This window comes from Pseudoalteromonas sp. SG43-1, from assembly GCF_014164415.1.
Classification (GTDB): Bacteria; Pseudomonadota; Gammaproteobacteria; order Enterobacterales; family Alteromonadaceae; genus Pseudoalteromonas; species Pseudoalteromonas distincta.
In genome coordinates this window covers 68,125-91,223 of the sequence record NZ_JACJFD010000020.1, presented here as the reverse complement: position 1 = coordinate 91,223, position 23,099 = coordinate 68,125, and the positions used below count along the sequence as shown (strand labels likewise).

At 40.3% G+C, this 23,099-nt stretch carries 29 protein-coding genes; 8 read left to right on the top strand and 21 right to left on the bottom strand.

Features of this window, described 5'->3' with window-relative positions; genetic code table 11:
• Window positions 1-750: 750 nt before the first annotated feature.
• The 18 genes from rplQ to H5159_RS14260 all read right to left on the bottom strand — a co-directional run bounded on the left by rplQ (window position 751) and on the right by H5159_RS14260 (window position 11,470).
• Window positions 751-1,152 carry a 50S ribosomal protein L17 gene (gene rplQ / locus H5159_RS14345; protein WP_002959450.1) on the bottom strand — a complete coding sequence of 134 codons (402 nt, stop codon included), beginning with the start codon at window positions 1,150-1,152 and terminating at the stop codon, window positions 751-753.
• A gap of 39 nt (window positions 1,153-1,191) precedes the next feature.
• The gene (locus tag H5159_RS14340) at window positions 1,192-2,178 is read right to left on the bottom strand and encodes a DNA-directed RNA polymerase subunit alpha (RefSeq protein WP_002959452.1); all 987 of its coding nucleotides are present in this window, start codon (window positions 2,176-2,178) and stop codon (window positions 1,192-1,194) included.
• 24 nt (window positions 2,179-2,202) lie between these two features.
• Entirely contained in the window at window positions 2,203-2,823 is a 621-nt protein-coding gene (gene rpsD, locus H5159_RS14335) for a 30S ribosomal protein S4 (RefSeq protein ID WP_002959461.1), read from the bottom strand.
• Between the two features lie 21 nt (window positions 2,824-2,844).
• A complete protein-coding gene (gene rpsK, locus H5159_RS14330; RefSeq protein ID WP_002959471.1) occupies window positions 2,845-3,231 on the bottom strand; it encodes a 30S ribosomal protein S11 in 387 nt (128 codons plus the stop codon).
• Window positions 3,232-3,243: 12 nt separating this feature from the next.
• Window positions 3,244-3,600, bottom strand: a complete 357-nt coding sequence (rpsM, locus tag H5159_RS14325) for a 30S ribosomal protein S13 (RefSeq protein WP_002959473.1) — start codon at window positions 3,598-3,600, stop codon at window positions 3,244-3,246.
• A 125-nt stretch (window positions 3,601-3,725) separates the two neighbouring features.
• The gene (gene rpmJ, locus H5159_RS14320; RefSeq protein WP_002959476.1) at window positions 3,726-3,839 is read right to left on the bottom strand and encodes a 50S ribosomal protein L36; all 114 of its coding nucleotides are present in this window, start codon (window positions 3,837-3,839) and stop codon (window positions 3,726-3,728) included.
• A 22-nt stretch (window positions 3,840-3,861) separates the two neighbouring features.
• Complete coding sequence (secY, locus tag H5159_RS14315) at window positions 3,862-5,190, bottom strand: preprotein translocase subunit SecY (RefSeq protein WP_002959478.1); 1,329 nt, start codon at window positions 5,188-5,190, stop codon at window positions 3,862-3,864.
• Between the two features lie 10 nt (window positions 5,191-5,200).
• Window positions 5,201-5,635: a 50S ribosomal protein L15 gene (gene rplO / locus H5159_RS14310; RefSeq protein ID WP_002959480.1), complete on the bottom strand. Its 435-nt coding sequence runs from the start codon at window positions 5,633-5,635 to the stop codon at window positions 5,201-5,203.
• Window positions 5,636-5,639: 4 nt separating this feature from the next.
• Window positions 5,640-5,822: a 50S ribosomal protein L30 gene (gene rpmD / locus H5159_RS14305; RefSeq protein ID WP_002959482.1), complete on the bottom strand. Its 183-nt coding sequence runs from the start codon at window positions 5,820-5,822 to the stop codon at window positions 5,640-5,642.
• 2 nt (window positions 5,823-5,824) lie between these two features.
• Complete coding sequence (gene rpsE, locus H5159_RS14300) at window positions 5,825-6,331, bottom strand: 30S ribosomal protein S5 (RefSeq protein ID WP_002959485.1); 507 nt, start codon at window positions 6,329-6,331, stop codon at window positions 5,825-5,827.
• A gap of 9 nt (window positions 6,332-6,340) precedes the next feature.
• Window positions 6,341-6,691 (bottom strand): 50S ribosomal protein L18, encoded by a 351-nt coding sequence (rplR, locus tag H5159_RS14295; RefSeq protein WP_002959486.1) that lies wholly within the window; start codon window positions 6,689-6,691, stop codon window positions 6,341-6,343.
• Window positions 6,692-6,700: 9 nt separating this feature from the next.
• Entirely contained in the window at window positions 6,701-7,234 is a 534-nt protein-coding gene (gene rplF / locus H5159_RS14290) for a 50S ribosomal protein L6 (protein WP_002959488.1), read from the bottom strand.
• 13 nt (window positions 7,235-7,247) lie between these two features.
• A complete protein-coding gene (gene rpsH, locus H5159_RS14285; protein WP_002959491.1) occupies window positions 7,248-7,640 on the bottom strand; it encodes a 30S ribosomal protein S8 in 393 nt (130 codons plus the stop codon).
• A 21-nt stretch (window positions 7,641-7,661) separates the two neighbouring features.
• The gene (gene rpsN / locus H5159_RS14280) at window positions 7,662-7,967 is read right to left on the bottom strand and encodes a 30S ribosomal protein S14 (protein ID WP_006794245.1); all 306 of its coding nucleotides are present in this window, start codon (window positions 7,965-7,967) and stop codon (window positions 7,662-7,664) included.
• Between the two features lie 10 nt (window positions 7,968-7,977).
• The gene (gene rplE / locus H5159_RS14275) at window positions 7,978-8,517 is read right to left on the bottom strand and encodes a 50S ribosomal protein L5 (protein ID WP_010554915.1); all 540 of its coding nucleotides are present in this window, start codon (window positions 8,515-8,517) and stop codon (window positions 7,978-7,980) included.
• A 16-nt stretch (window positions 8,518-8,533) separates the two neighbouring features.
• Complete coding sequence (gene rplX / locus H5159_RS14270) at window positions 8,534-8,848, bottom strand: 50S ribosomal protein L24 (RefSeq protein ID WP_002959496.1); 315 nt, start codon at window positions 8,846-8,848, stop codon at window positions 8,534-8,536.
• A 10-nt stretch (window positions 8,849-8,858) separates the two neighbouring features.
• Window positions 8,859-9,227 (bottom strand): 50S ribosomal protein L14, encoded by a 369-nt coding sequence (gene rplN / locus H5159_RS14265; RefSeq protein WP_002959498.1) that lies wholly within the window; start codon window positions 9,225-9,227, stop codon window positions 8,859-8,861.
• Between the two features lie 272 nt (window positions 9,228-9,499).
• The gene (locus H5159_RS14260) at window positions 9,500-11,470 is read right to left on the bottom strand and encodes an AsmA family protein (protein ID WP_182716543.1); all 1,971 of its coding nucleotides are present in this window, start codon (window positions 11,468-11,470) and stop codon (window positions 9,500-9,502) included.
• 232 nt (window positions 11,471-11,702) lie between these two features.
• Here H5159_RS14260 and H5159_RS14255 point away from each other — a divergent pair, with 232 nt between their 5' ends.
• The 8 genes from H5159_RS14255 (at window position 11,703) to H5159_RS14220 (ending at window position 18,679) form a co-directional block, all read left to right on the top strand.
• A complete protein-coding gene (locus H5159_RS14255) occupies window positions 11,703-12,122 on the top strand; it encodes a hypothetical protein (protein WP_002959502.1) in 420 nt (139 codons plus the stop codon).
• A gap of 8 nt (window positions 12,123-12,130) precedes the next feature.
• Window positions 12,131-12,331, top strand: a complete 201-nt coding sequence (locus H5159_RS14250; protein ID WP_002959505.1) for a helix-turn-helix transcriptional regulator — start codon at window positions 12,131-12,133, stop codon at window positions 12,329-12,331.
• Window positions 12,332-12,486: 155 nt separating this feature from the next.
• Window positions 12,487-13,650, top strand: coding sequence for a hypothetical protein (locus H5159_RS14245; protein ID WP_182780480.1), 1,164 nt, complete (start codon window positions 12,487-12,489; stop codon window positions 13,648-13,650).
• Window positions 13,651-13,926: 276 nt separating this feature from the next.
• The gene (locus H5159_RS14240; protein WP_182693254.1) at window positions 13,927-14,613 is read left to right on the top strand and encodes a TorF family putative porin; all 687 of its coding nucleotides are present in this window, start codon (window positions 13,927-13,929) and stop codon (window positions 14,611-14,613) included.
• Window positions 14,614-14,805: 192 nt separating this feature from the next.
• The gene (locus H5159_RS14235) at window positions 14,806-15,519 is read left to right on the top strand and encodes a YIP1 family protein (RefSeq protein ID WP_182720094.1); all 714 of its coding nucleotides are present in this window, start codon (window positions 14,806-14,808) and stop codon (window positions 15,517-15,519) included.
• Between the two features lie 55 nt (window positions 15,520-15,574).
• Window positions 15,575-16,741 carry an efflux RND transporter periplasmic adaptor subunit gene (locus H5159_RS14230; protein ID WP_182693252.1) on the top strand — a complete coding sequence of 389 codons (1,167 nt, stop codon included), beginning with the start codon at window positions 15,575-15,577 and terminating at the stop codon, window positions 16,739-16,741.
• Window positions 16,741-17,448 (top strand): ABC transporter ATP-binding protein, encoded by a 708-nt coding sequence (locus H5159_RS14225; RefSeq protein ID WP_024594267.1) that lies wholly within the window; start codon window positions 16,741-16,743, stop codon window positions 17,446-17,448. Before H5159_RS14230 ends, H5159_RS14225 begins: the two co-directional genes overlap by 1 nt.
• Window positions 17,441-18,679 carry an ABC transporter permease gene (locus H5159_RS14220; RefSeq protein ID WP_039490486.1) on the top strand — a complete coding sequence of 413 codons (1,239 nt, stop codon included), beginning with the start codon at window positions 17,441-17,443 and terminating at the stop codon, window positions 18,677-18,679. Before H5159_RS14225 ends, H5159_RS14220 begins: the two co-directional genes overlap by 8 nt.
• Window positions 18,680-18,692: 13 nt before the next feature.
• On the opposite strand, the gene H5159_RS14215 is transcribed toward H5159_RS14220, so the two are convergent.
• From H5159_RS14215 to H5159_RS14205, 3 genes are all read right to left on the bottom strand, one after another.
• Window positions 18,693-19,022, bottom strand: coding sequence for a Bor/Iss family lipoprotein (locus H5159_RS14215; RefSeq protein WP_039490488.1), 330 nt, complete (start codon window positions 19,020-19,022; stop codon window positions 18,693-18,695).
• On the bottom strand, window positions 19,019-19,330 hold the full coding sequence (locus tag H5159_RS14210; protein ID WP_182693249.1) for a Bor family protein: 312 nt from the start codon (window positions 19,328-19,330) through the stop codon (window positions 19,019-19,021). The genes H5159_RS14215 and H5159_RS14210 overlap by 4 nt, the downstream gene beginning before the upstream one ends.
• Before the next feature lie 183 nt (window positions 19,331-19,513).
• Window positions 19,514-23,092, bottom strand: coding sequence for a M1 family aminopeptidase (locus H5159_RS14205; RefSeq protein WP_182780479.1), 3,579 nt, complete (start codon window positions 23,090-23,092; stop codon window positions 19,514-19,516).
• Window positions 23,093-23,099: the final 7 nt, after the last annotated feature.

Sequence of the window (23,099 nt, the reverse complement as noted above, 5' to 3'; positions counted from 1 at the left end):
CTGAGTTGTTCGTGCCTCGCTATGCGTTGCTGTTTCCCGTCTCAGTGGGGTCGCATTATAGGGAGATCCGAAAACAGATCAACCCTTTTTTGAAGAAAACTTGAAATAATGTGCTGTTCGCTGAGTATTTGAGCTAAACGCTCAAAAACACAACTAAACCACCTGTATTGAGAGGTTTATAGAGCTATTTAAAGTCAAAGTTATGGTAACTAGTGATCAGTAGAGACATATTTGGATCATCAATGCTGAAAAAGCCAACCAATAAGTTAAGAGTCGTGTTACTAAAATCATTTGAAATAGTCAAAAGCTGAGATTTAAATTCATTGGGCTATATTTTTATTTGAGAAGTGAGTTTACTAAGGCCCCAATGGTTAGCTTTACTATGAGGTTCTTAGTACCGGTATATAGATAAGAGAACGACCCCATATATCTTCTGATCAGCTCTAATCAATAAAAACTTCGTTAGGGATTGCTTAATGGCAGTTAAATTCGAAGTGCTATTATTAATAACTGTAAATCACTATATAAAGTGAAAATGATATTTAACTAAAACCAGATAGGCTATTTTGGATCAATGGTAAGTAAAGGGTAACTAGGCAGAGCTATTAAAATAACTGTAAAAACAACCTATCGATTCAGAATCTATGAGTCAATGCACATAATAGAAGGTAATTACTGGTTCATATAGTTTGACAAATTTTAGGCAAGAAAAAGCCGAGCATAAGCTCGGCTTTTAGGTTTCTTTAAGACTTACTCTGCAGACTGTGCGTCTTCTTGAACTGCTTCGCTAGTCGCTGGGCGACCAACTAGTTCAATATAAGCCATTGGTGCATTATCACCAGTACGGAAGCCACACTTAAGAATACGAGTGTAACCACCTGGACGATCCGCGTTACGTGGACCGATTTCACTGAATAATTTACCAACAACTTCATTATCACGCGTGCGAGCAAACGCTAAACGGCGATTTGCTACACTGTCAGTCTTAGCCAGTGTGATTAAAGGTTCAATTACACGACGTAACTCTTTCGCTTTTGGCAAAGTAGTTTTGATGATTTCATGTTTCACCAAAGAACCTGCCATATTGCTAAACATCGCTTTACGATGGCTACTGTTACGGTTTAATTGACGACCACTCTTACGATGGCGCATGACCCTATCCTTCTAACTAAACTAATATAGTGATTTAGATTATTCAGCTAAGCTTGCAGGTGGCCAATTTTCTAGGCGCATACCTAGAGAAAGTCCACGTGAAGCTAGCACGTCTTTAATTTCAGTTAGAGACTTCTTACCTAGATTAGGCGTTTTAAGAAGCTCAACTTCAGTGCGCTGAACTAAATCACCGATATATTGAATTTGCTCGGCTTTCAAACAATTTGCTGAGCGTACTGTTAATTCAAGATCATCAACTGGACGAAGTAGAATAGGATCGAATTCTGGCTTCTCTTCTTTCTCTTCTGGCTCAGTTACATCACGTAAATCTACGAATGCATCTAATTGCTCAGCTAAGATAGTAGACGCACGGCGGATCGCTTCTTCTGGATCTAAAGTGCCGTTTGTTTCCATATCAATGATTAACTTGTCTAAATCTGTACGTTGCTCAACTCGAGCTGATTCAACCGAGTACGCAATACGTTCAACTGGGCTAAATGATGCATCAAGCAACAATCTACCAATTGGACGCTCATCGTCATCAGAGGATAAACGACTAGATGCCGGCACATAACCACGACCACGTTCAACACGAATACGCATGCTGATCTCGCTGTTATTTGTAGTTAAATTACAAATAACGTGATCTGGATTAGCAATTGTTACATCGCCATCGTGCTGAATATCAGCCGCAGTAACAGGGCCTACACCAGATTTAGTCAGGGTCAGAAAAACTTCATCTTTGCCTTCTAACGTTACTGCTAAACCTTTAAGGTTTAATAGTATTTCAATGATGTCTTCTTGAACGCCTTCTTTCGCGCTGTACTCATGTAATACACCGTCGATTTCAACTTCAGTTACTGCACATCCAGGCATAGATGAAAGTAATATACGGCGTAAAGCATTACCCAGAGTATGGCCAAAGCCACGCTCTAATGGTTCTAAAACTATTTTAGAACGCGTTGGGTTGATAGCGTCGATGTCGACTAACCTTGGTTTTAGAAATTCTGTAACAGAACCCTGCATTTTATCCTCTCTTAACTCTTAACTTTACTTAGAGTAAAGTTCGACGATTAGTTGTTCATTAATGTCCGCAGACAGGTCTGAACGCTCAGGTAGACGCTTAAAGCTGCCTTCCAATTTCTTACCGTCAACTTCAACCCAAGTCGGCTTTTCACGTTGCTCAGCCAACTCTAGAGCAGCGATGATACGTGCTTGCGTCTTAGACTTCTCACGGATTACAACAGTATCTTCTGGAGTAATTACGTATGAAGGAATGTTCACAACACGACCATTAACTAAAATCGCTTTATGGCTTACTAACTGACGTGCTTCTGCACGTGTGCTAGCAAAACCCATGCGATATACAACATTGTCTAAACGTTGCTCTAAAAGCTGTAACAAGTTTTCACCTGTGTTGCCTTTAAGGCGAGCAGCTTCTTTGTAGTAGTTACGGAATTGCTTTTCTAATACACCGTAGATACGACGTACTTTTTGCTTTTCACGTAATTGTAAACCGTAATCAGATAAGCGACCTTTACGAGCGCCGTGCTGACCAGGTGCAGTCTCAAGTTTACACTTAGAGTCGATAGCTCTTACGCCGCTCTTAAGGAACAGGTCAGTACCTTCACGACGACTCAGCTTGAGCTTAGGGCCCAAATATCTTGCCATGTTATTTCTCCTAACCTATTGTTAAACGCGACGTTTCTTCGGTGGACGACAACCATTATGTGGTATTGGCGTCACGTCAGTAATGTTGGTAATACGGTAACCAGCAGCATTCAAAGCACGTACAGCAGACTCACGACCTGGACCTGGACCTTTAATGAAAACTTCTAGATTTTTTAAACCGTATTCTTGAGCAGCAGTACCTGCACGCTCTGCAGCAACCTGAGCAGCAAATGGTGTAGATTTACGTGAACCACGGAAACCTGAACCACCGGCAGTAGCCCATGATAGTGCATTACCTTGACGGTCGGTAATCGTTACAATAGTGTTGTTGAAAGACGCATGAACATGAGCCATACCATCAGCAACTTGTTTTTTAACCTTTTTACGACGAATTGGTGTCTTAGCCATAATACTATCCCCTTATCGCTTAATAGGCTTACGAGGACCCTTACGGGTGCGCGCGTTAGTCTTAGTTCTTTGACCACGTAGTGGTAAAGAGCGACGGTGACGTAGGCCACGATAACAACCAAGGTCCATTAGGCGCTTGATATTTAAAGTAACTTCACGACGAAGATCACCTTCAACAGTGTACTTGCCAACTGCATCACGCAGTACGTCAAGAATTTCGTCTGAAAGTTCACCGATTTTTGTGGTTTCGGCGATACCAGTCGCTTCTAAGATAGCCTTAGAGCGAGTCTTACCTATGCCATAAATAGCTGTTAAACCAATAACTGCATGTTTATGATCAGGGACGTTAATGCCAGCAATACGGGCCACTAACACATCTCCTATATTCGAATTTGGTAATCAAAAGTTTGAAAAGCCCGTAAGGATACTCAAACGAAGACCAAATCACTACTAAAAACACAGGCCGAGAAAACTCAGCCTGCACGACTGTTTACTTAGCCTTGCCTTTGCTTATGCTTAGGCTCACTGCAAATTACGCGTACTACACCAGCACGTTTAATAACTTTACAGTTACGGCATATTTTCTTAACGGAAGCACGTACTTTCATTGCTCAACTCCGTAAACTGACCTTATCGACCGTAGCCTTTAAGGTTCGCTTTTTTCAGCACAGAATCATACTGATGAGACATCAGGTGAGTCTGTACTTGTGCCATAAAGTCCATGATTACTACAACGATAATCAAAACTGATGTACCGCCGAAGTAGAATGGCGTTTGCCACGCCATCGTCATGAATTCAGGCACCAGACAGATAAAGGTTATATACAAAGCACCTGCCAATGTCAGGCGTGTCATCACTTTATCAATGTATTTAGATGTCTGCTCACCTGGACGAATACCTGGGATAAATGCGCCAGATTTCTTAAGGTTATCTGCTGTTTCACGTGGGTTAAAAACCAACGCTGTGTAGAAAAAGCAGAAGAAGATAATAGCCGCAGCTAAAACAAGCGAGTACAACGGTTGACCTGGAGTCAACGTAGTAGCAACAGCTTGTAATACATCAGCGACTGGACCTTCACCTTGGCCGAACCAGCTAGCAATTGTACCAGGGAACAGAATTATACTGCTAGCGAAGATTGGTGGAATAACACCCGCCATATTTACTTTTAGTGGTAAATGCGTGCTTTGGGCAGCAAATACTTGACGACCTTGTTGGCGTTTAGCGTAGTTAACAACAATACGACGTTGTCCACGTTCGAAAAACACTACAAGATAAGTAACAGCGAATACGATTACCGCAACCATCAACAGTACAAAAACATTCAAATCACCTTGGCGCGCCATTTCGACTGTCGAACCAATAGCAGACGGCAAGTTAGCTACAATACCAACAAATATTAGAACAGAGATACCGTTACCGATACCACGCTCTGTTATTTGTTCACCCAACCACATAAGGAACATAGTACCAGTAACTAAACTCACCACTGCGGTGAAATAGAAACCCATACCAGGGTTAACAACTAACCCCTCCATCATGCCCGGTAAGCTAGTAGCAATACCGATTGATTGAATAGTAGCTAGCACAAGCGTGCCATAGCGTGTGTACTGGCTAATTTTTTTACGCCCTTGCTCACCTTCTTTCTTAAGCTCTATAAACGGAGGATACATATGCGTTAATAGTTGCGTAATAATCGAAGCCGAGATATACGGCATAATACCCAGTGCTAACACTGAAGCTCGCTCAAGTGCACCACCACTGAACATGTTGAACATTTCAACAATGGTGCCCTTTTGTTGCTCGAAGAAATCGGCAAGTACAGCGGCGTCAATCCCAGGGATCGGCACAAATGAACCTAGACGGTAAATTATGATAGCACCCAATACGAAGAGTAATCGGCGCTTCAATTCCGAAAGTCCACCTTGTGCACTTTTTGTATCTTGACCTGGTTTAGCCATTAGTACTTCCTTAGTCTTCTACCTTGCCTCCGGCAGCTTCAATAGCTTCGCGAGCACCTTTAGAGGCTTTAAGGCCTTTAACGGTAACAGCGCGTGAAACTTCGCCAGATTTAACAACTTTAACGAAAAGAACGTTCTTTTTAACTAGACCAGCTGCTTGTAACGCGCTTAGGTCTACCACATCGCCTTCAACTTTAGCGATTTCAAAAAGGTTTATTTCTGCAGATACTAAAGATTTGCGAGAAGTAAAACCAAATTTAGGTAGACGACGTTGCATAGGCATTTGACCGCCTTCAAAACCAACGCGTACTTTGCCGCCAGAACGTGATTTTTGACCTTTGTGACCACGACCACCAGTCTTACCTAGACCAGAACCGATACCACGACCAACACGTTTTGGAGCAGTTTTTGAACCTGCAGCAGGTGAAAGTGTATTCAAATGCATCGAATTAACCCTCTACCTTAACCATGTAAGAAACCTTGTTTATCATACCACGTACACATGCTGTGTCTTCTAACTCAACAGTGTGGTTGATACGACGTAAACCAAGACCGCGTAATGTAGCTTTATGTTTCGGTAAACGACCGATAGAGCTTTTTACTTGTGTTACTTTTACAGTTTGATTTGCCATGGTTACCCCAGTATTTCGTCTACGCGAAGGCCACGTTTTGCAGCGATTGACTGTGGAGAATTCATATTCTCAAGAGCCGAAATCGTTGCACGTACTACGTTGATTGGGTTAGTAGAACCGTAACATTTAGAAAGTACGTTCTGAACACCAGTCACTTCTAGTACTGCACGCATAGCACCACCTGCGATGATACCAGTACCTTCAGAGGCTGGTTTCATGAACACTAGTGAGCCAGCATGACGTCCCTTAACAGGATGCTGTAATGTATTGCCATTTAGGTCTACATTGATCATGTTGCGACGTGCTTTTTCCATTGCTTTTTGAATAGCAGCTGGAACTTCACGTGCTTTACCATAACCAAAACCTACTTTACCTGCGCCGTCACCAACTACAGTTAGTGCAGTAAAGCTAAAGATACGACCACCTTTAACTACTTTAGACACACGGTTCACCGCGATTAGCTTTTCAGCTAGATCAGGCTGTTGTTGCTTTGCTTCTACGTTAGCCATAGTCTACTCCTAGAATTGCAAACCGGCTTCACGCGCAGCATCAGCTAGCGCCTTCACACGGCCGTGATATTTAAAGCCACTGCGATCAAAAGCAATCTTTTCGATGCCTTTGTCAGCCGCACGTTCAGCAACCGCTTTGCCAACTGCTTGCGCAGCTTCAACGTTACCGGTGCCTTTAACTGTTTCGCTAATAGCCTTTTCAACAGTAGAAGCAGCAGCCAGTACATTACCCTCAGCATTTACAACTTGAGCGTATATGTGACGTGGCGTGCGGTGGATAACAAGACGCGTTGTGCCTTGTTCAATATAATTTCTACGAGTGCGTTTAGCACGACGTAGACGAGCTGTTTTTTTATCCATCGTCTTACCTTACTTCTTCTTAGCCTCTTTACGGCGTACATTCTCATCTGAATAACGAACACCCTTACCTTTATAAGGCTCAGGTTTACGGTATGCACGAATGTTAGCAGCTGTTTGACCAACTAACTGCTTGTCTACGCCCTTAACTAGAACTTCTGTTTGGCTTGGAGTTTCAATCGTAATTCCTTCAGGAACTGCGAAATTAACTGGGTGTGAGAAGCCAAGAGTTAAATCTAATGTTTTACCCTTCGCTGCAGCACGGTAACCCACGCCTACTAACTGAAGTTTCTTCTCGTAACCTTCATGCGTACCAACAACCATGTTGTTGATTAGAGCGCGAGCAGTACCTGCTTGAGCCCATGCATTAGCTACGCCATCACGAGGTAAAGTAGTAATAACGTTGTCATTTACTTGTACTTCAACAGCGTTGTTGATTGTACGAGTAAGTTCACCGTTTTTGCCTTTAACTGTGATTTCCTGGCCTTTTAATGTAACTTCTACACCGGCAGGAACAGTAATTGGTGCCTTTGCTATGCGAGACATAGTTCCCCTCCGATTAAGCTACAAAACCAATGATTTCACCACCAACACCAGCACTACGTGCTGCGCGGTCTGTCATTAGGCCTTTAGAAGTTGATACGATAGCGATACCAAGACCACCCATTACCTTAGGTAATTGGTCACGTTTCTTATAGATACGTAAACCAGGGCGACTTACACGCTGGATATTTTCAATTACAGCTTTGCCTTCGAAGTACTTCAACTCGATAGAAAGCTCAGGTTTAGTTTCGCCGTTAACAGCGAAATCTACGATATAACCTTCGTCTTTTAGTACTTTAGCTAATGCTACTTTCAGCTTTGAAGTTGGCATCGTTACAGATACTTTCTTCGCTGATTGACCGTTACGAATTCGTGTGAACAAATCCGCGATAGGATCTTGCAAGCTCATAGTCTTACTCCCATGATTCTATTACCAGCTAGCCTTTTTAAGGCCAGGAATTTCACCGCGCATAGCTGCTTCGCGAACTTTAATACGGCTCATGCCGAATTTGCGAAGGAAACCATGTGGGCGGCCCGTAATGTTACAACGATTACGTTGACGTGCAGGGCTAGAATCACGTGGTAAAGCTTGTAGCTTAAGTACCGCGTCCCAACGATCATCTTCAGATGTGTTAACATCACTGATGATAGCTTTTAGTGCAGCGCGCTTTTCAGCGTACTGAGCAACTAGTTTTGTGCGCTTTGCTTCGCGCGCTTTCATAGAATTCTTTGCCATAACCCTACCCTTATTTCTTAAATGGGAAGTTAAACGCTTCTAACAACGCACGGCCTTCCTCATCAGATTTCGCAGAAGTAGTGATAGTAATATCCATACCGCGTACACGGTCTACTTTATCGTAATCGATTTCTGGGAAGATGATTTGTTCACGTACGCCCATGCTGTAGTTGCCACGTCCATCAAAAGACTTTGCACTTACGCCACGGAAGTCACGAATACGTGGGATAGCGATTGATACCAAACGCTCAAAAAAGTCCCACATACGCTCGCCGCGTAGGGTTACTTTACAACCAATCGGGTAGCCTTCACGCACTTTAAAGCCAGCAACAGATTTGCGTGCTTTAGTGATTAAAGGTTTCTGACCAGAGATTGCTGCTAGATCCGCTACTGCGTTATCTAAAATCTTCTTGTCAGCTAGGGCTTCGCCCACGCCCATATTCAATGTGATCTTTTCGATCTGAGGGACTTGCATGACAGAGCTGAAACCAAACTTCTCTTGAAGTTCAGCAACTACTTTGTCTTTATATACTTCATGCAGTTTCGCCATCATTCTACTCCAACTATTAGATAGTTTTACCAGTAGATTTAAAGATACGTAATTTCTTACCATCTTCAATCTTGAAACCTACACGATCAGCTTTACTCGTTTCCGAGTTGAAGATCGCAACGTTTGATGCATCCATAGATGCTTCTTTCTCAACAATGCCGCCAGCTTGGTTCAATTGTGGAACCGGCTTTTGGTGTTTCTTGATCAAGTTTATGCCTTCGACAAAGATTCGACCAGATTCAGTAACAACTGAAAGCACTTTTCCGCGCTTACCTTTGTCTTTACCTGCTAGTACGATTACTTCGTCATCACGACGTATTTTTGCTGCCATGATTGGCTCCTTACAGTACTTCTGGGGCTAGTGAAACGATTTTCATGAACTTATCATTACGAAGTTCGCGAGTCACAGGGCCGAAAATACGTGTACCAATTGGCTGTAAGTTATCATTTAAGATAACAGCAGCGTTGCTGTCAAAACGGATCAGAGAACCATCTGGACGGCGAACACCTTTTCTGGTACGCACAACTACCGCGTTTTTAACATCACCTTTCTTCACTTTACCGCGAGGAATAGCTTCTTTTACAGAAACTTTAATGATGTCGCCAATCGCTGCGTAGCGACGGTGAGAACCACCAAGGACTTTTATACACTGCACTTTGCGAGCGCCGCTGTTATCAGCAACTTCCAGCTGAGTTTGCATTTGGATCATGTTAATGACCTCCGGTGTAGTAATTACAACGTGTCTTAAATTTGTTTAAAATCAAGACATTTCGATTAAATCCCACTCAAAAACAAACGAGTTGTCTCTTAAGGGCGGGCAATTGTACCAGCATTGAGGGGGTAGCGATAGGTTATTTTTTAATTAATTTGGAGTGATGGGAAATTAAAGCTGAGTAATTACGGCTATGTAGCTATTTTACAGGTGGTTACAAAACAAACAAGGCACCTGTAATGTGCCTTGTTTGTTTAAAGTGTAATAAATTAACCAAATAAACCTTTTAATTTATCTTTAATTTTATCTTTTGCTTTGTCTTTGGCTTTTTCTTTTGCCTCATCGACCTTCTGCTTAGCTTCATCTTTGAGCGCATCACCAACATCTAGCTTTATACCTACATCGTGGAAAGGCCCTTTTATACGTAGTGGTATTTTAAAGCCAGTGCTGTCATCGGTAGTTCCCTGACCTTCGATAGATCCAACTATACCTGTAACCAAACGATAGTTGACCGTTGTTTGCGGTAAATCAACGTCGCCTTCACCTGATATTCTAATAAGTGGGCTGATAAGTGATAGGTCGGTATTTCTGCCAACGCCATTAGTAAAGTTAAAACTTCCAGTTAATGCTGAAAAATCTGTTTGCTCAGATTCTTCAAATCCGGTATCAAGCCCTTCAGATGCAGCACCAAAGTTACCTGAAATGAGTTCCTTACCTTTACGAACCATCTCAGCTATATTTGCACCTTTTACAGCTCCATCAGCAAACTCAAATCCAAGCTTTCCATTAAGCGCACCAATAAACGACTTTTGACTTTGGCCAGTTGTGTTTAGGTTCCAATTTAAAGACCCCTTACCCATTAGCTTGTCAAAACCTGCCGCATCCGTTAATAAAGGCTGTGCATCTATTCCAGCTAAGTCAAAGTTAGTTGATATTTTATAAGGTACTTGCTGTGCGTTTACATTGATAACGCCTTTACCTGACCCTTCATAAGCAGAAAAGCTATCTAGGCTTAGTTTTGCAACGCTATTTTTTAAAGCAACAGTAAATTGATTTGCGCCTAATTTAATATCATTGGCTTTTAATCCACTTGAACGAATCACTACATTTGCATCTAGTGAATTTAATGCACTTAAATCAATTTTAGTGTCATCCCATACTATTGGCTCTGCAGGTTTATCTTCTTGCTCTTCTGGCTCTTCTTGTTTGGCCACTGCTTCAGGTAGATACGGGTTTAAGTCAAGCATACCTAAATCAATATCAGCATTTACTGCTAAACGCTTACCTAGGTTAAGCTCGCTCTTACCTTTTATTTCTAATGCGTCTAACGTCGCAACTAAATCTTCTAGATTAAATTTCTCACCTAGTAGGTGCATTTTACCGTTTACACTAAATCCGTTAAATGCATTGTCTTTAGCGTCTAGCTCTACACCTTGCCATTTCGCAATACTTTTAACAGACTCACCGCTTAGTGCTAACTGACCTTTAATATCTTGGCCTTGCTTAGCTATGCTCCCTTCGAACGTTAAATCAACTAAACGAGAATCTAAGGTTTGTTTAACATTAAAAGTAGCACCTTCAATTGCTTTAGCAGGAGTATCTAATTTTATATCAAGATCAAAACGCTCTTTCATATAAGTAATACCCCCTTTTACTTCTAATGTTTTACGAAGTGAAGGAAGTAAAATAGCGAGTTCTAAATCGCTAATTTGTTGTTTGGCACCTGTTTGACCATCTAGATAAGTAAATGTGCCGCCATAAATAGCAACCTCACCTAACTCAATATCAAAGTTATCTGGAAGCTTTATCGCTTCACCTGATTGACTCTGCTCTTTTGGTTGCTCTGCAACTGCATCAAACAACTGCCAATTGGCTTTACCATTTTTGTCGGTTTCTAATAGGATATTTGGTTCGTTTATAACAAACTTATCTAATTTAAACTCACCACCAAATAATGAAAACCAAGGTATGTGTACAGCAAGCTGTTTCATACTCGCCATATCGGCGCGCGAACCTGATTCCATATTTGCAAAATGCACGTCGTTAAGTTCTAACTTTAATGCAGGGAATACGCTAAGTGTTTTATCACCTTTAATAGTAAGAGTGCGCCCAGTTGTTTGTTCTACCTGTTCTGAAACTTTGTTAAAAATAGTATCAGTAGGGATTAAAAACGGTGCGGCAACAATTAGTGCTATACATAGTAAAAGTATTACACCTACAATTTTAAGTAAGGTTTTCATGATCGTCCTTTCAAACGTGCAAATAATGTTCTTATCATAGCGAGTGTTAGCCTTAAAATCATTGTCGTTCTGATAAAAAAGCTTTTTATTAGATATTACATTCCCATCCTGAATCGCCCCTGAAACATTTTGATACCTTTAGGTTACAAATAAATATTGACCCAATGAAACCTTAAGGTTGCATTGATACCTACAGGTTACATATTGTAAAAATTTTAAAAGGAAATGAGCTATGTCTAATTACGATATTAAAAGTGAAGAAAAATTTATGGGCCAAAATGCATGGTTTTCATTATTCATGGGGGTCACTTTATTAATCATTAGTGTTTACCCAATGCTTAATCAAACATCAGCCCCACTATTGTTTTTAGGAACTGCTGCTTTTTTAGGTTCATTCTTTATGTTTGTGATCAGAGGCGGGTTTACATGGAGAATGAAATACCACCTTACATATAAAGATGAGTATTTAAATACCATCGACACTATTGCCTATAAACATGTCGTGCTTGGCTTACTTTTTAGTATGGGTGGCGTGTACTTACTCTCCGATACTCTTGCTTTAGAAGTATCTCACAGCATGATGGCTACATTTTACCTTGCTGTAATGAGTTTAATATACGGCGTATCAATTCTTTGGCAAAGCAAAGATTAGGAGCAAAAGTGCAAAATAAAATTGCAAAATACCGCAAAGAAGCAGGCCTTTCTCAACAAGACTTGGCTGATCTAATTGCGGTTTCACGTAAGACTATTAGTACAGTAGAAACGGCACGATTTACCCCTTCGGTAATAATTGCTCTAAAAATAGCAAAGCATTTTAATACCTCAGTTGAAAGTCTCTTTGTACTAGATAAAAATGATTAATACATGTTAAAGCGTTAGTCTCATTCTATTAGCAAAAACACCGATTTAGCTACTTCAATTACAACGTATGGAGGACAGCGCTGTTGTTATTAGCGTAATTGCGCTAAAATAGACCAGCAAAAAAATATATATCTAAACCGGAGATTCTACAAGGCATGAAAAAACTGCTAATTTCACCGTCAAAAATGACGCTAGGCGAACAAGAAAATCAAATCTATCAGAACATTCTGAAGCAATCTTCAGAATTAAGCCTTAACCTTATGGCCGTGAAAGTAGAAAACCACCCTGATGATTTTTTACCTTGGTGTTACGAATTGCTAAGTGCAAGCAGAGATCGTATGAACTACGATTTACTAGAGCCGCAGCAATTACCAGTACTTAAGAAGCTACACGATCAGCTTATTTCAGCTATCAGCTTTTTACAGGTTAAAACTTTACGTATTGCTCCGTGGCCTGTAGTAAGTTTATTTGTAGAACAACACAAAGACGTTATTGCTCTTGATGAACAGCTTCGCTTAGTAGACTACATTAAGAGCATTCGTGAACAATCTCTTAAAGATATGATTCCTGAAGACTTACTTGCGTTTAGCGGTAAGCACATGGCATCACTTGATCCAAGCACATACAACTTTGACGTTGAATGGTTTGCATCAACAAAAAGTGCGAAGAGCTTTCATCAAATGCTTGGCGATTTACCAGGTGCCTTTGACGATGCACTAGTAAATATTCCACTTGAAGGTGACATTACTCAATACGAATATCAACAATTTGTTGCTGCTTATTCAAAAATATTCACCGACAATAATGAAAAACCAACACTTGCGCCTGCAACACGACTGCTTGCAATGCGTCGCCCTGATATATTTACTCCGATCACAAACAATCGATTAGATGCATTATGCGGTGCCCTTGGTGTTTCTAAACTAAAAAATAGTGATTTTGAGCGTTACTGGCAAGATATTGTAAAAGGTATTCAAGCTATGTCATGGTACAAAATGGCTAAACCTAGTAATGAGTTAGAAGCACAATTAGTTGCTATTAAAGCACTAATCCCATGTTTCTTTCACTATGCTGATGCAAAAACACCAGATAACTCTAACTACATCAAACTGTTAAGTAAGCCTAAACGAACTACAACTACGACAGGTAAAACTCAGCGTAGAGGTAAAGAGTCTGCAGAAATTTTAGTAGACCGCGCACTTGCTGCTGACGATATTCCTGAGCACATTCGCAGTAAGCGCGATTCAATTGTGAGTGAAGTTCAAAAAGGTCGTAGTGTAAACGAAACAATTAGCCTTATGCGCACTATATTTGGCTAAAAACTTCTAATTTAGCCGTACTTTTATGGTGCGGCTAGGTTAATTTATGCACCAGCAGTGTGCGCAACATCTTCCTACATACCATATCTCTTCTCAATCTATAAAATACAAGCTCATGTTTTTAATGTATAAAAATAATTTTTAATAAAAAATAATGAAGCTGGCACATACAGTGCAATTATCCCGTTAGTTAAACAATAAAAAGCCGTCAGCCTAAAGGTTCCGAATACATAATAAAAACCTTGGCGAGCAAAAATCATATAACGGGAAATGGACATGCTAAAACTAAAAAAAACCATCGCTATAAGTGCTATAGCATTAATGGGCGCAACATCTTTAACATCAACAGCCGTACATGCTGAAGTAACAGCAAACGCAGCGGCAACATCAAACTACTTATGGCGTGGTCAAGAGCAAACTGGGGGCGATGCAGCTATTTCAGGCGGTATTGATTACGCTAATGAATCGGGCTTTTATGCAGGTACTTGGGCTTCAAATGCATCGTGGGCAGATGAAATGACCTATGAGCTTGATTTATATGCAGGCTTTGGTGGCGACATTAACGAAAGCGTTAGCTATGATGTTGGCTATATTTATTACGCTTACCCAGATGCAGCTTCTGAAGCTGACGCAGATTTCTCTGAAATTTACGGTAGCATCAGTGTTGAAGGCTTTACATTTGGTGCTTCAGTACTTGCAACATCAGCTGCAAGTGGTGATGGTACAGACTTTGGTGATTCACTTTACCTGACAGCTGACTACGGTTTTGCTATTGGCAGTAACGGCACTGAAATGGCACTTCACTTAGGCCACTACTCTGGTGACTTTATTGGCGATGATAATATCTTAGATTACGGTGTATCAATTTCGAAAGATGGTTTCACTTTTGGTTTATCTGATACAGATATGGATGACTCAGATATTAAAGCTTACGTTGCTTATTCTGTAGACTTTAATTTATAAGAAAGAATGTGTTACTTGCTGCGACACGAAGGGCCTTTTGGCCCTTTTCTCGTTTTTGAACAAGACCCCTCACACCTGTTAACAAAACGTTACAATTGAATGAAAACAATACATACATTTTCCTTTATTCTATTACCTAGTCACTGGGCATTTATAACTGCCTAGCCATAAAATAGGTATAAAGGAATAATAATGAAATCACCTAACGCGTTTAGCGCCCTACTCGATATTTATATAAGTCCTAGTAAAGCTTTCAATGGTGTTGAACACGCCAAAGGTTGGTCATGGCTTGCTTTTATAGTCATGTCTTTAGTTTCAATGGCGAGTATTTATATTTTTTATTCCACTGTTGATATGCAGTTTTTGATTAATGAGCAAGTAGCAGCATCAACTATTGATGCGACGATTGGCGAGCAAAAAATGATTCGCCAAAGTATAGAGCAAAATGCAGAAGGCCAAATATGGTTTGGTTTGTTTGGCGGCGTAATTGCGCTGGCTATCATGAATGCATTAATGGCACTTTATTATATGCTTGTGGCTAAACAAGATCCTGAATCAGAACATAGCTACGGAGCTTGGTATGGATTCGCTACCTGGACAATGATGCCAGTTGTTATTTCAAGCCTAGGAACAATTGCTCTTGTACTAAGTGCAAGTACAGATCAAATATCTCAACAAGCCGTATATAGCTACGCATCTATTAACCAATTAATAATAGGACTTGAAATTGGCCATCCTTTTTATAGCTTATTAGAATCAATAAACTTATTTAGCTTTTGGAGCATTGCGCTGGGAATGATCGGCTTAAAATGCTGGACTAATTTTTCAACTAACAAAGCACTCCTATTCTCTGCTCTTCCTTCAATTATTATTTTTGGTATTTGGGCAATCATTGCAGCAAGTTAACTCTTAAGTGGAGGTAGATACTAGCTCCACATTACTTAATTCACGGATAGATAAAATGAAAAAAGCAATAATCATCACACTCGCTGTAGGCGCATTTATAGCCCTAATTGTGTCAAAGCAAATTTCTGGCGATGAAAAACAAGCCGAAGTAAATATTGCTCAAGTAGAGCTTGGCGACATTGCTGACTCAATAATGGCTTCAGGTAATTTAGTTTTTAATACACAAGTGCAATTACGCTCTGAAGTGACAGGCCGAGTAGATAAAATATTTGTTCAAGAAGGCCAAGGAGTTAAACAAGGCGATATGTTAATGCGCCTTGATACAACTGCTTTTGAATCAGAAGTTTCCCGTAGTAAAGCAATCCTTCGCGCCACAGAAATTGAAATTAAACACAATAAAACACGCCTTGCTAACCTAGAGCGCCAACTTAAAAGACAAAAAGACTTATATGATGTCGGTTTAGGTAATCAAGAGAGCTACGAGAACATTGAAAGCGCACGCGATCTAGCTAAAATCGATATTGAATCACGAATAGAGTCGTACAACCAAGCACAAGCGTCACTACAAATTGCGCAAGATCGCTTAAGTAAAAGTGTATTTAGAGCTCCAATGAGCGGCTTGCTTGCATCTGTAAATATTAAAGAAGGTGAAACCGTTATAGCCGGTACTACTAATATTATTGGCTCTGATTTAATGCTAGTAGCCGATCCTAGCGCTATTTTAGCCGAGCTACGTGTGGATGAAACCGACATTGCGAGTATTAAGCTTAACCAAAAAGCGAATATTTATGCGGCTGCATACCCTAATAAACCATTTAGTGGCACAGTAATCAATATTGGTACTTCAGCTAAAAACCAAGCCGGCTCTCAAGGTTTATCGTTTAAAGTAAAAGTATTACTCGACACTACTGAGCGCCAGCTATATGCAGGAATGAGTTGTAGAGCAGAGATCGCAACAAGCATTGCCGAAAACGGTTTAAAACTTCCAATAGAAGCAATCCAAAAAGAAGACGATAAAACATTTGTATGGCGACTAAATAGTGATAACACCGTTAGCAAAATTGCCGTAACTGTTGGAATATCATCTGATATAGAGCAAGCCATTACTGACGGCTTAAATGAGGGCGACAAAATAGTTATTGGCCCTGCGCGCCCAGTAAGTCTTCTGACTGAAGGTGATGTGGTAAAACTTAAATCAGATGCAGACAAGGAAGAAGCCTAATGTCTGCGGTAATCAAGCTAGAGCATATTAATAAACAATACAAAATGGGCTCAGAGGTATTTAAGGCACTTGATGATGTAAACGTACATATAATGCAAAACGAATACGTGGCGATTATAGGACCTTCTGGTTCAGGCAAGTCGACCTTGATGAACTTATTAGGCTGTTTAGATACACCCAGCAGTGGCGAATACTACTTAAAAGATAAACTAGTAAAAAGTATGACCGAGACAGAGCTTGCTCATCAGCGTAATGAAAGTGTCGGGTTTATATTTCAAAGCTTTAACTTAATACCACGTGCAACCGCACTAGAAAATGTAATGCAGCCTTTAGTATATCGCTTTATCCCTAGCAAACAGCGCAAGCAACAAGCTCTAGAAGCACTAAAGCGGGTAGGTCTCGGTGATAAAGTTAATCATTTATCTAGCCAGCTATCGGGCGGGCAACGTCAACGTGTTGCTATTGCCCGCGCTTTAGTCACAAAACCACATATATTATTAGGAGATGAACCCACAGGTAATCTTGATAGTAAAACGACCCGCGAAATTATGGATTTGTTTGATGAGCTGCATAACGAAGGTCACACTATTATTTTAGTAACACATGAGCAAGAAATTGCCGATCATTGCCAACGCGTGATTCGTTTAGTGGACGGTAAAGTGGTAAGTGATGTAACTAAAGATGAAGGAATCAAGCAGCATGTTTAAATCAGCTCTTGCGATAATGGAAGGCACTAAGGCCGCTTTTTCAGCTATTAAAGCTAATGCAATGCGCAGCGCACTGACCTGTTTGGGCATTATTATTGGTGTTGCCGCCGTAGTTACTGTCGTTGCAGTGATGCAGGGTTTTACAAAGCAAATAAACGATCAACTTGCTGATATGTCGCCAGATGTAACAACAATAAAGCCTTACACCAGTATTGAACTCGAAATGGTTGGTAAAAATGCCAAGCTTACCTACGACGATTTTTTAGCTTTAAAGTCGCGTATAAAAGAAGCTGAAACGCTAACTGCCCTAATGTTTACCTGGCGCTTTTCGGGGGGAGCTGAGTATGGAAATAAAAGCCATTCATCGCGTGTTATCGGTACCGAGCAAGACTATCAAAAAGCGTATCGTACTTATCCTGAACTTGGTCGTTTTATTCGTGCTGAGGACGATGATAAACGAAGAAGGGTCGCATTTATCGGCCCTTCAATCATAGAAAAGCTAAACCTTCCTGAAAACCCAGTAGGTGAATATATAAAGCTAGGTGGTGAATGGTTTAGAATTATTGGCGTTGCTGAAAAACAAGGTAGCTTATTTGGTTTTGACCAAGACGATTACATTAATATTCCAATTAGTACCATGAGTGCTTTAGAAGGCGGAAGTACACAAACTAATGTGCAAATTATGTTTAGGTTAAATGAAGGTACTAACGAAGAACAAGTGCTTGCAAAAATAACTCGTGTATTGCGCCAACTGCATAAACTAAAAGAGAAAGATGAAAACGACTTTGAATTTGAAACCGCTGAAAAATCTCGTGCCCAAATAGATAAATTTACCAGCAGTGCTACTGCTATTACTGCTGGTATTGTTGGCATTAGCTTACTTGTTGGCGGTATTGGTGTTATGAACATAATGCTAGTGTCGGTAACTGAACGCACACGTGTTATTGGTACATTAAAAGCACTAGGCGCAACACCTGGTTTTATTATGTTGCAGTTTTTAGTTGAAGCCGTTGTGCTTTCACTTTTTGGTGGTTTAATAGGACTCATTATAGGATATGGCGCCGCAGGGCTTATTTCGTTTTTAGTCCCAAGTATGCCTGATGCATATATACCAGTATGGGCTGTAATACTATCGTTCGGATTTACATCAATGATTGGGATTATATTTGGTTTAGCCCCTGCTATTAAAGCAGCAAGACTAAACCCTATAGATGCACTGCGTTACGAATAACTATTTTAAATAATTATTTAGCTTTAAATGGTACCTTATTACATTGTACTTCTACTGTTTTAGGGTACCAAGCTGGGCCAATTTGATTCACAACCACCTCAGCTAAACCATTAGTAAACGATTTATACGTATGAACGCTTTGCCACTCCCCTTGTGGGCAATGTTTTGTTAAATCTAACGGCTCTGATCCCTCGTACAACGCAAGTGCAAAATTATGATGCCACTGTGAACTTTTTAGCGTCTTATTGCTTACTTTGCTCTGCATACCGTTATCAAAGTAAATATTTGTACACCCCGTTAAAATAATCAGTGTGCAACCGGCTGCAAATAGCTTGATGCTCATAATGCCTCCCCTAGTACTTGCTCTTGGCACCACACTTTAATGGTATGAGGCGAGTATATTCCAAGCGTAATTAAACTCAGCGCTCCATCACTAAACGTTTGCTGTGACTGCATTTGAATAACCGGTGTATTTGAACATATTTGTTTTACGTCTACCCGCTGCTCACCCACTAATCCCCATAAATAAAATGGGCGGCTATCTTCGTAATTAGCTTGGCTCGTTATTTTTGCTGTTGCCCGTGGCTGAATGGTTACCGCAGAACAAGCACTGAGGCTTAATGCTATCGCCCCTATAATTAATGGTTTCATACTCTTCCTTATAAACTAAATACCAGTAAGGTAACTTTATAAGAGAACATAAAATATTAGCGTAAAAAGCTGTGGGGAATATGTAGAAACGCTATGAAGTTTTATACAGTTTATTACACATAAAGGCCGCATAAATGCGGCCTTTAAAGTAGTCAGTTTAAGTGGTTAGTAAATAAATAGACTTTAAAACTTAGCTAAGTTGTTTTTACTGTCTTTGTCGACCAGCTTAATGTAAGGATCAACCCCTGCAAATAATGGTTTTTCTTTTACTTTTAGCTCAATAGTATTGGTACCAGATACTATTTGATGCTTTTGCGAGTAAATAACAAAGTCTTCAGCGAGTAAGTTTTCAGGGTCGTCGCTAAATAATGCAATATCAATTAGCTCATCGAGCGGCTGCTCAGTTTCTTCACCTTGTCCATCGGCATGCTGCTTAGTTGCTTCAACGCTCAGTGTTACTGTATAAAAACCTTCGCCATCAACATCATCAGTAACCGACACTTCTTTCATTTCAAGCTCATAAAGCGTTATATATTTAAACTGATCATCAATAAAACGTTGTTCAGCTTGTGTTGCATCTCGCTTTAAATAACTAAGTAAATCAAGTGTGGTTGGATATGGCGTTGATTGATATTTAAACTCATTCAAAAACGCTTTAAGTGCTGCATTTAAGCGTTTTTCACCTAAGCGGTCATACAAAGCCATCATCGCAACTGAGCCTTTATTATAGTGAAGATACAGCTGACCCTGCGTTTTATATAGCGGCATTTCTTCAAAGGCTTCACCTGTACGGCCCATTAAGTATTTATCTAGCTCGTACTTTAAGAATTTACGAAGCTTCTCGGCGCCAAAGCGTTTTTTTAGCACCATTAGCGCACTGTATTGCGAAAGTGTTTCAGAAATAACAGCACTGCCCTCTACATTAGCCCCTGATACTTGATGCCCCCACCATTGGTGCGCAACTTCATGTGCGGTTACATAGTAAGGTAGGTCAACTTTACTCTCATCTCTTAGGTCTGTAATAAAGCCCATACTTTCTGAGTAAGGTACCGTATTGGCAAAACTTTGCGCAAACGAGCGATACTTAGGAAATTCAATAATACGAAGCTGTCTATGCTGATACGGGCCAAAGGCTTGTGTGTAGTAATCTATTGAGTCTTGAACTGACTCAATCATGCGGTCAACATTCCATGCATGATCTTTGTGGTAGTACACCTCAATATTTACACCGTTATGCTCAACCTTTTTACTTTCAAGCTCTGCCGAAAGCACAGAGTAAAAGTTTATAATTGGAGCATCCATTTCATAAACAAAAGTACGGCGCCCGTCTTTTACACTCTCACTTTTTAAGTAACCTGGTGTAATAGCAAATTGTGACTCATCGGTGCTTACCGTTGCCTTATAGTTTATAAAGCCATTAGCAGGCCCAAACTCATTTTGCGTATAATAGCGGCTGTCTTCTAGTTTATGTGCGCGTTCAAGTTCAGGTAAATCGTGCTTGCGGCGCTCATACTTATCGGCAATTTGAAAATACTTTTGATAACCAAAATTTGGCAATAATTCTCCATTATTTACAAATGTACCGTTGTGCACGAGTTGAGTATCAGATCTCCTATCAACAAAACCGTCGTGTTCACGAGAAACTGAGAGCTCGCCTTCTCGTACTTCATTGGGCATTAGCGGTTGTTCAAACTCAAACCATACCATGCCAAAATCGGTTAAACGCTCTACTATTTTTCCGCCCGCCATTTTTACATCCCAGCTTTTAGATTGGCTAGGCTCGTTGATTAACACACGGGTTATTGGCTCGTTTGCGGTATTGGTAAACTTAATTTTAGCCACGGCATTTAAAGCACGCTTTTTAGGATAAATATCAATGTGTAAGTCAACATCAGTTATTATAGGCAGTGGCAAGTCTTTGTATTGTGAAAACTCTTGCTCATACCTTACTTGTAGCGCTTCGTTATCATCACTTGTTACAAACTCGTTGATTACACGGGTGTTGTAATAAATGTTATAACCCGCGCCCACAAATACCAATAAACTTATAACGGCTGCAATCTGGCCTTTTAAAGACATGTTGTAACGCACTAAAGATAAACGAGTACGCAATGATTGCGACGGGCCGCGATGCCATAAAGCAAACCCTACAATAGCTAAAAACACACTCAATGCCCCCCAATATAGGGTATACCAATGCGCGCCTTGTAAAAAATGTCCATAACCATTTATATCAGAATACGGTACGCTACTGCTTTGAGAAAAATGATACATATGATGCTCAAACCCGTAAGCACCCATTACCATTTGAGCAATGTAATACAGAATAAATAAACCCATACCTATGTATTTATTAGGGCTAATTATTTGTAAAAAGAACGCCAATATAGCCATCATAATTAAAGGCAGTAATGTAAGGTAACCCAACCTAAATAAGTACTGACCAAGCTCTAGGTTAAATTGCCCCTTAAATAGCTGCACTGCAATGGTAAACATCATGCCTACTAAATAAAGGCCACAAACTGCAGTGATTAACGCAATAATTTTAGATACCCAAAACACACTGTTATGCACCGGGAAACTGTCAACAATATCACCCATACCACTTTGGCGTTCTCGCCAAACCAGCTCTGCGCTGTAATAAGCAATAATGATAAACATAAACAAAGCGGAGGAGTTTTGAATAATGCCCACCATGTTTTGTGTGAGCGGCCAATCCGTTGTGCCATATGCGCCAATAGGTGCAAAAAGTGGTGCGAGTAACATAGTAATACTGACACCCGCTAAAATCATAAAAGGGGCACTTAATATAACTTGCTTAAGTTCAAATAAGCTGCGCATTACTAATTGCGATTTCGTATTTACCCCTTTTGACTTGTAATTTTTAGCGCTGCTAATAAGTGCTGCTTGTTTGTTTTTTACAAACGTTGAGACAGCAAATTGCTTTTTCTGTTTTTTAGTGACTACGCGATTACCTAACTTTCCGAGGCCAAAAAACATCGCTAAACTTATTGCTACCCATAAAATACGGTTAATTAAAAAATCGCCCGAAAGCGTTAACACTTCAGTATTTTTATCACTTACAGTCCAGTAACGGGTTAAGTCAATTAACGACCCTGTGCCAAATGGGTCTGCGTAAACAACAATATTTCTAAACGCTAAATCGTCAAAATAGATACTCGCCAATTGGTAGGTTATATAAACCACCACGGCCGTTACATATACCGCCATCATGGTTTTAAAATAGACCGCCACACTATTAAAAATAGCACTGAGGACCAATAAGCTTGGCACTGCTAAATATAAAAAAGGCGCTGCGTAATATATAAACTTATTGGGGCCTACTAGCTCGCTATCGAGCCAGCCAACCAACAAGCCAAATTGAGATCCCAAAAATACGCCTAGTGGCACGCTTAAAAACACAATAAGTACAACTAAGTAAGAACCAAAAAAACGCCCTGATTGATAAGCAAGCGGGTTAACGGGCTTACTAAACACCAGCTCATCCATTTTGGTCTCGCTGTTGCGAATCGCTGAGCTTGCAACAAAGTTAACCACTAAAAACATAGCAAGCGTACAAAAGGTAACCGTTAAAACCATAATGGTATAAGGCGAGTTCATATGAACATTAGCCCCACCTAACGGAAACTTACTACTGGAGCTTATAAAAAACGCCATAAAAAAGAATATTAATGAGGTCACATAAAACGAAGGCTGACGCATAAAATAGCGCAGCTCAAACGCTAGCATATTAAAAAACATAGCGCCC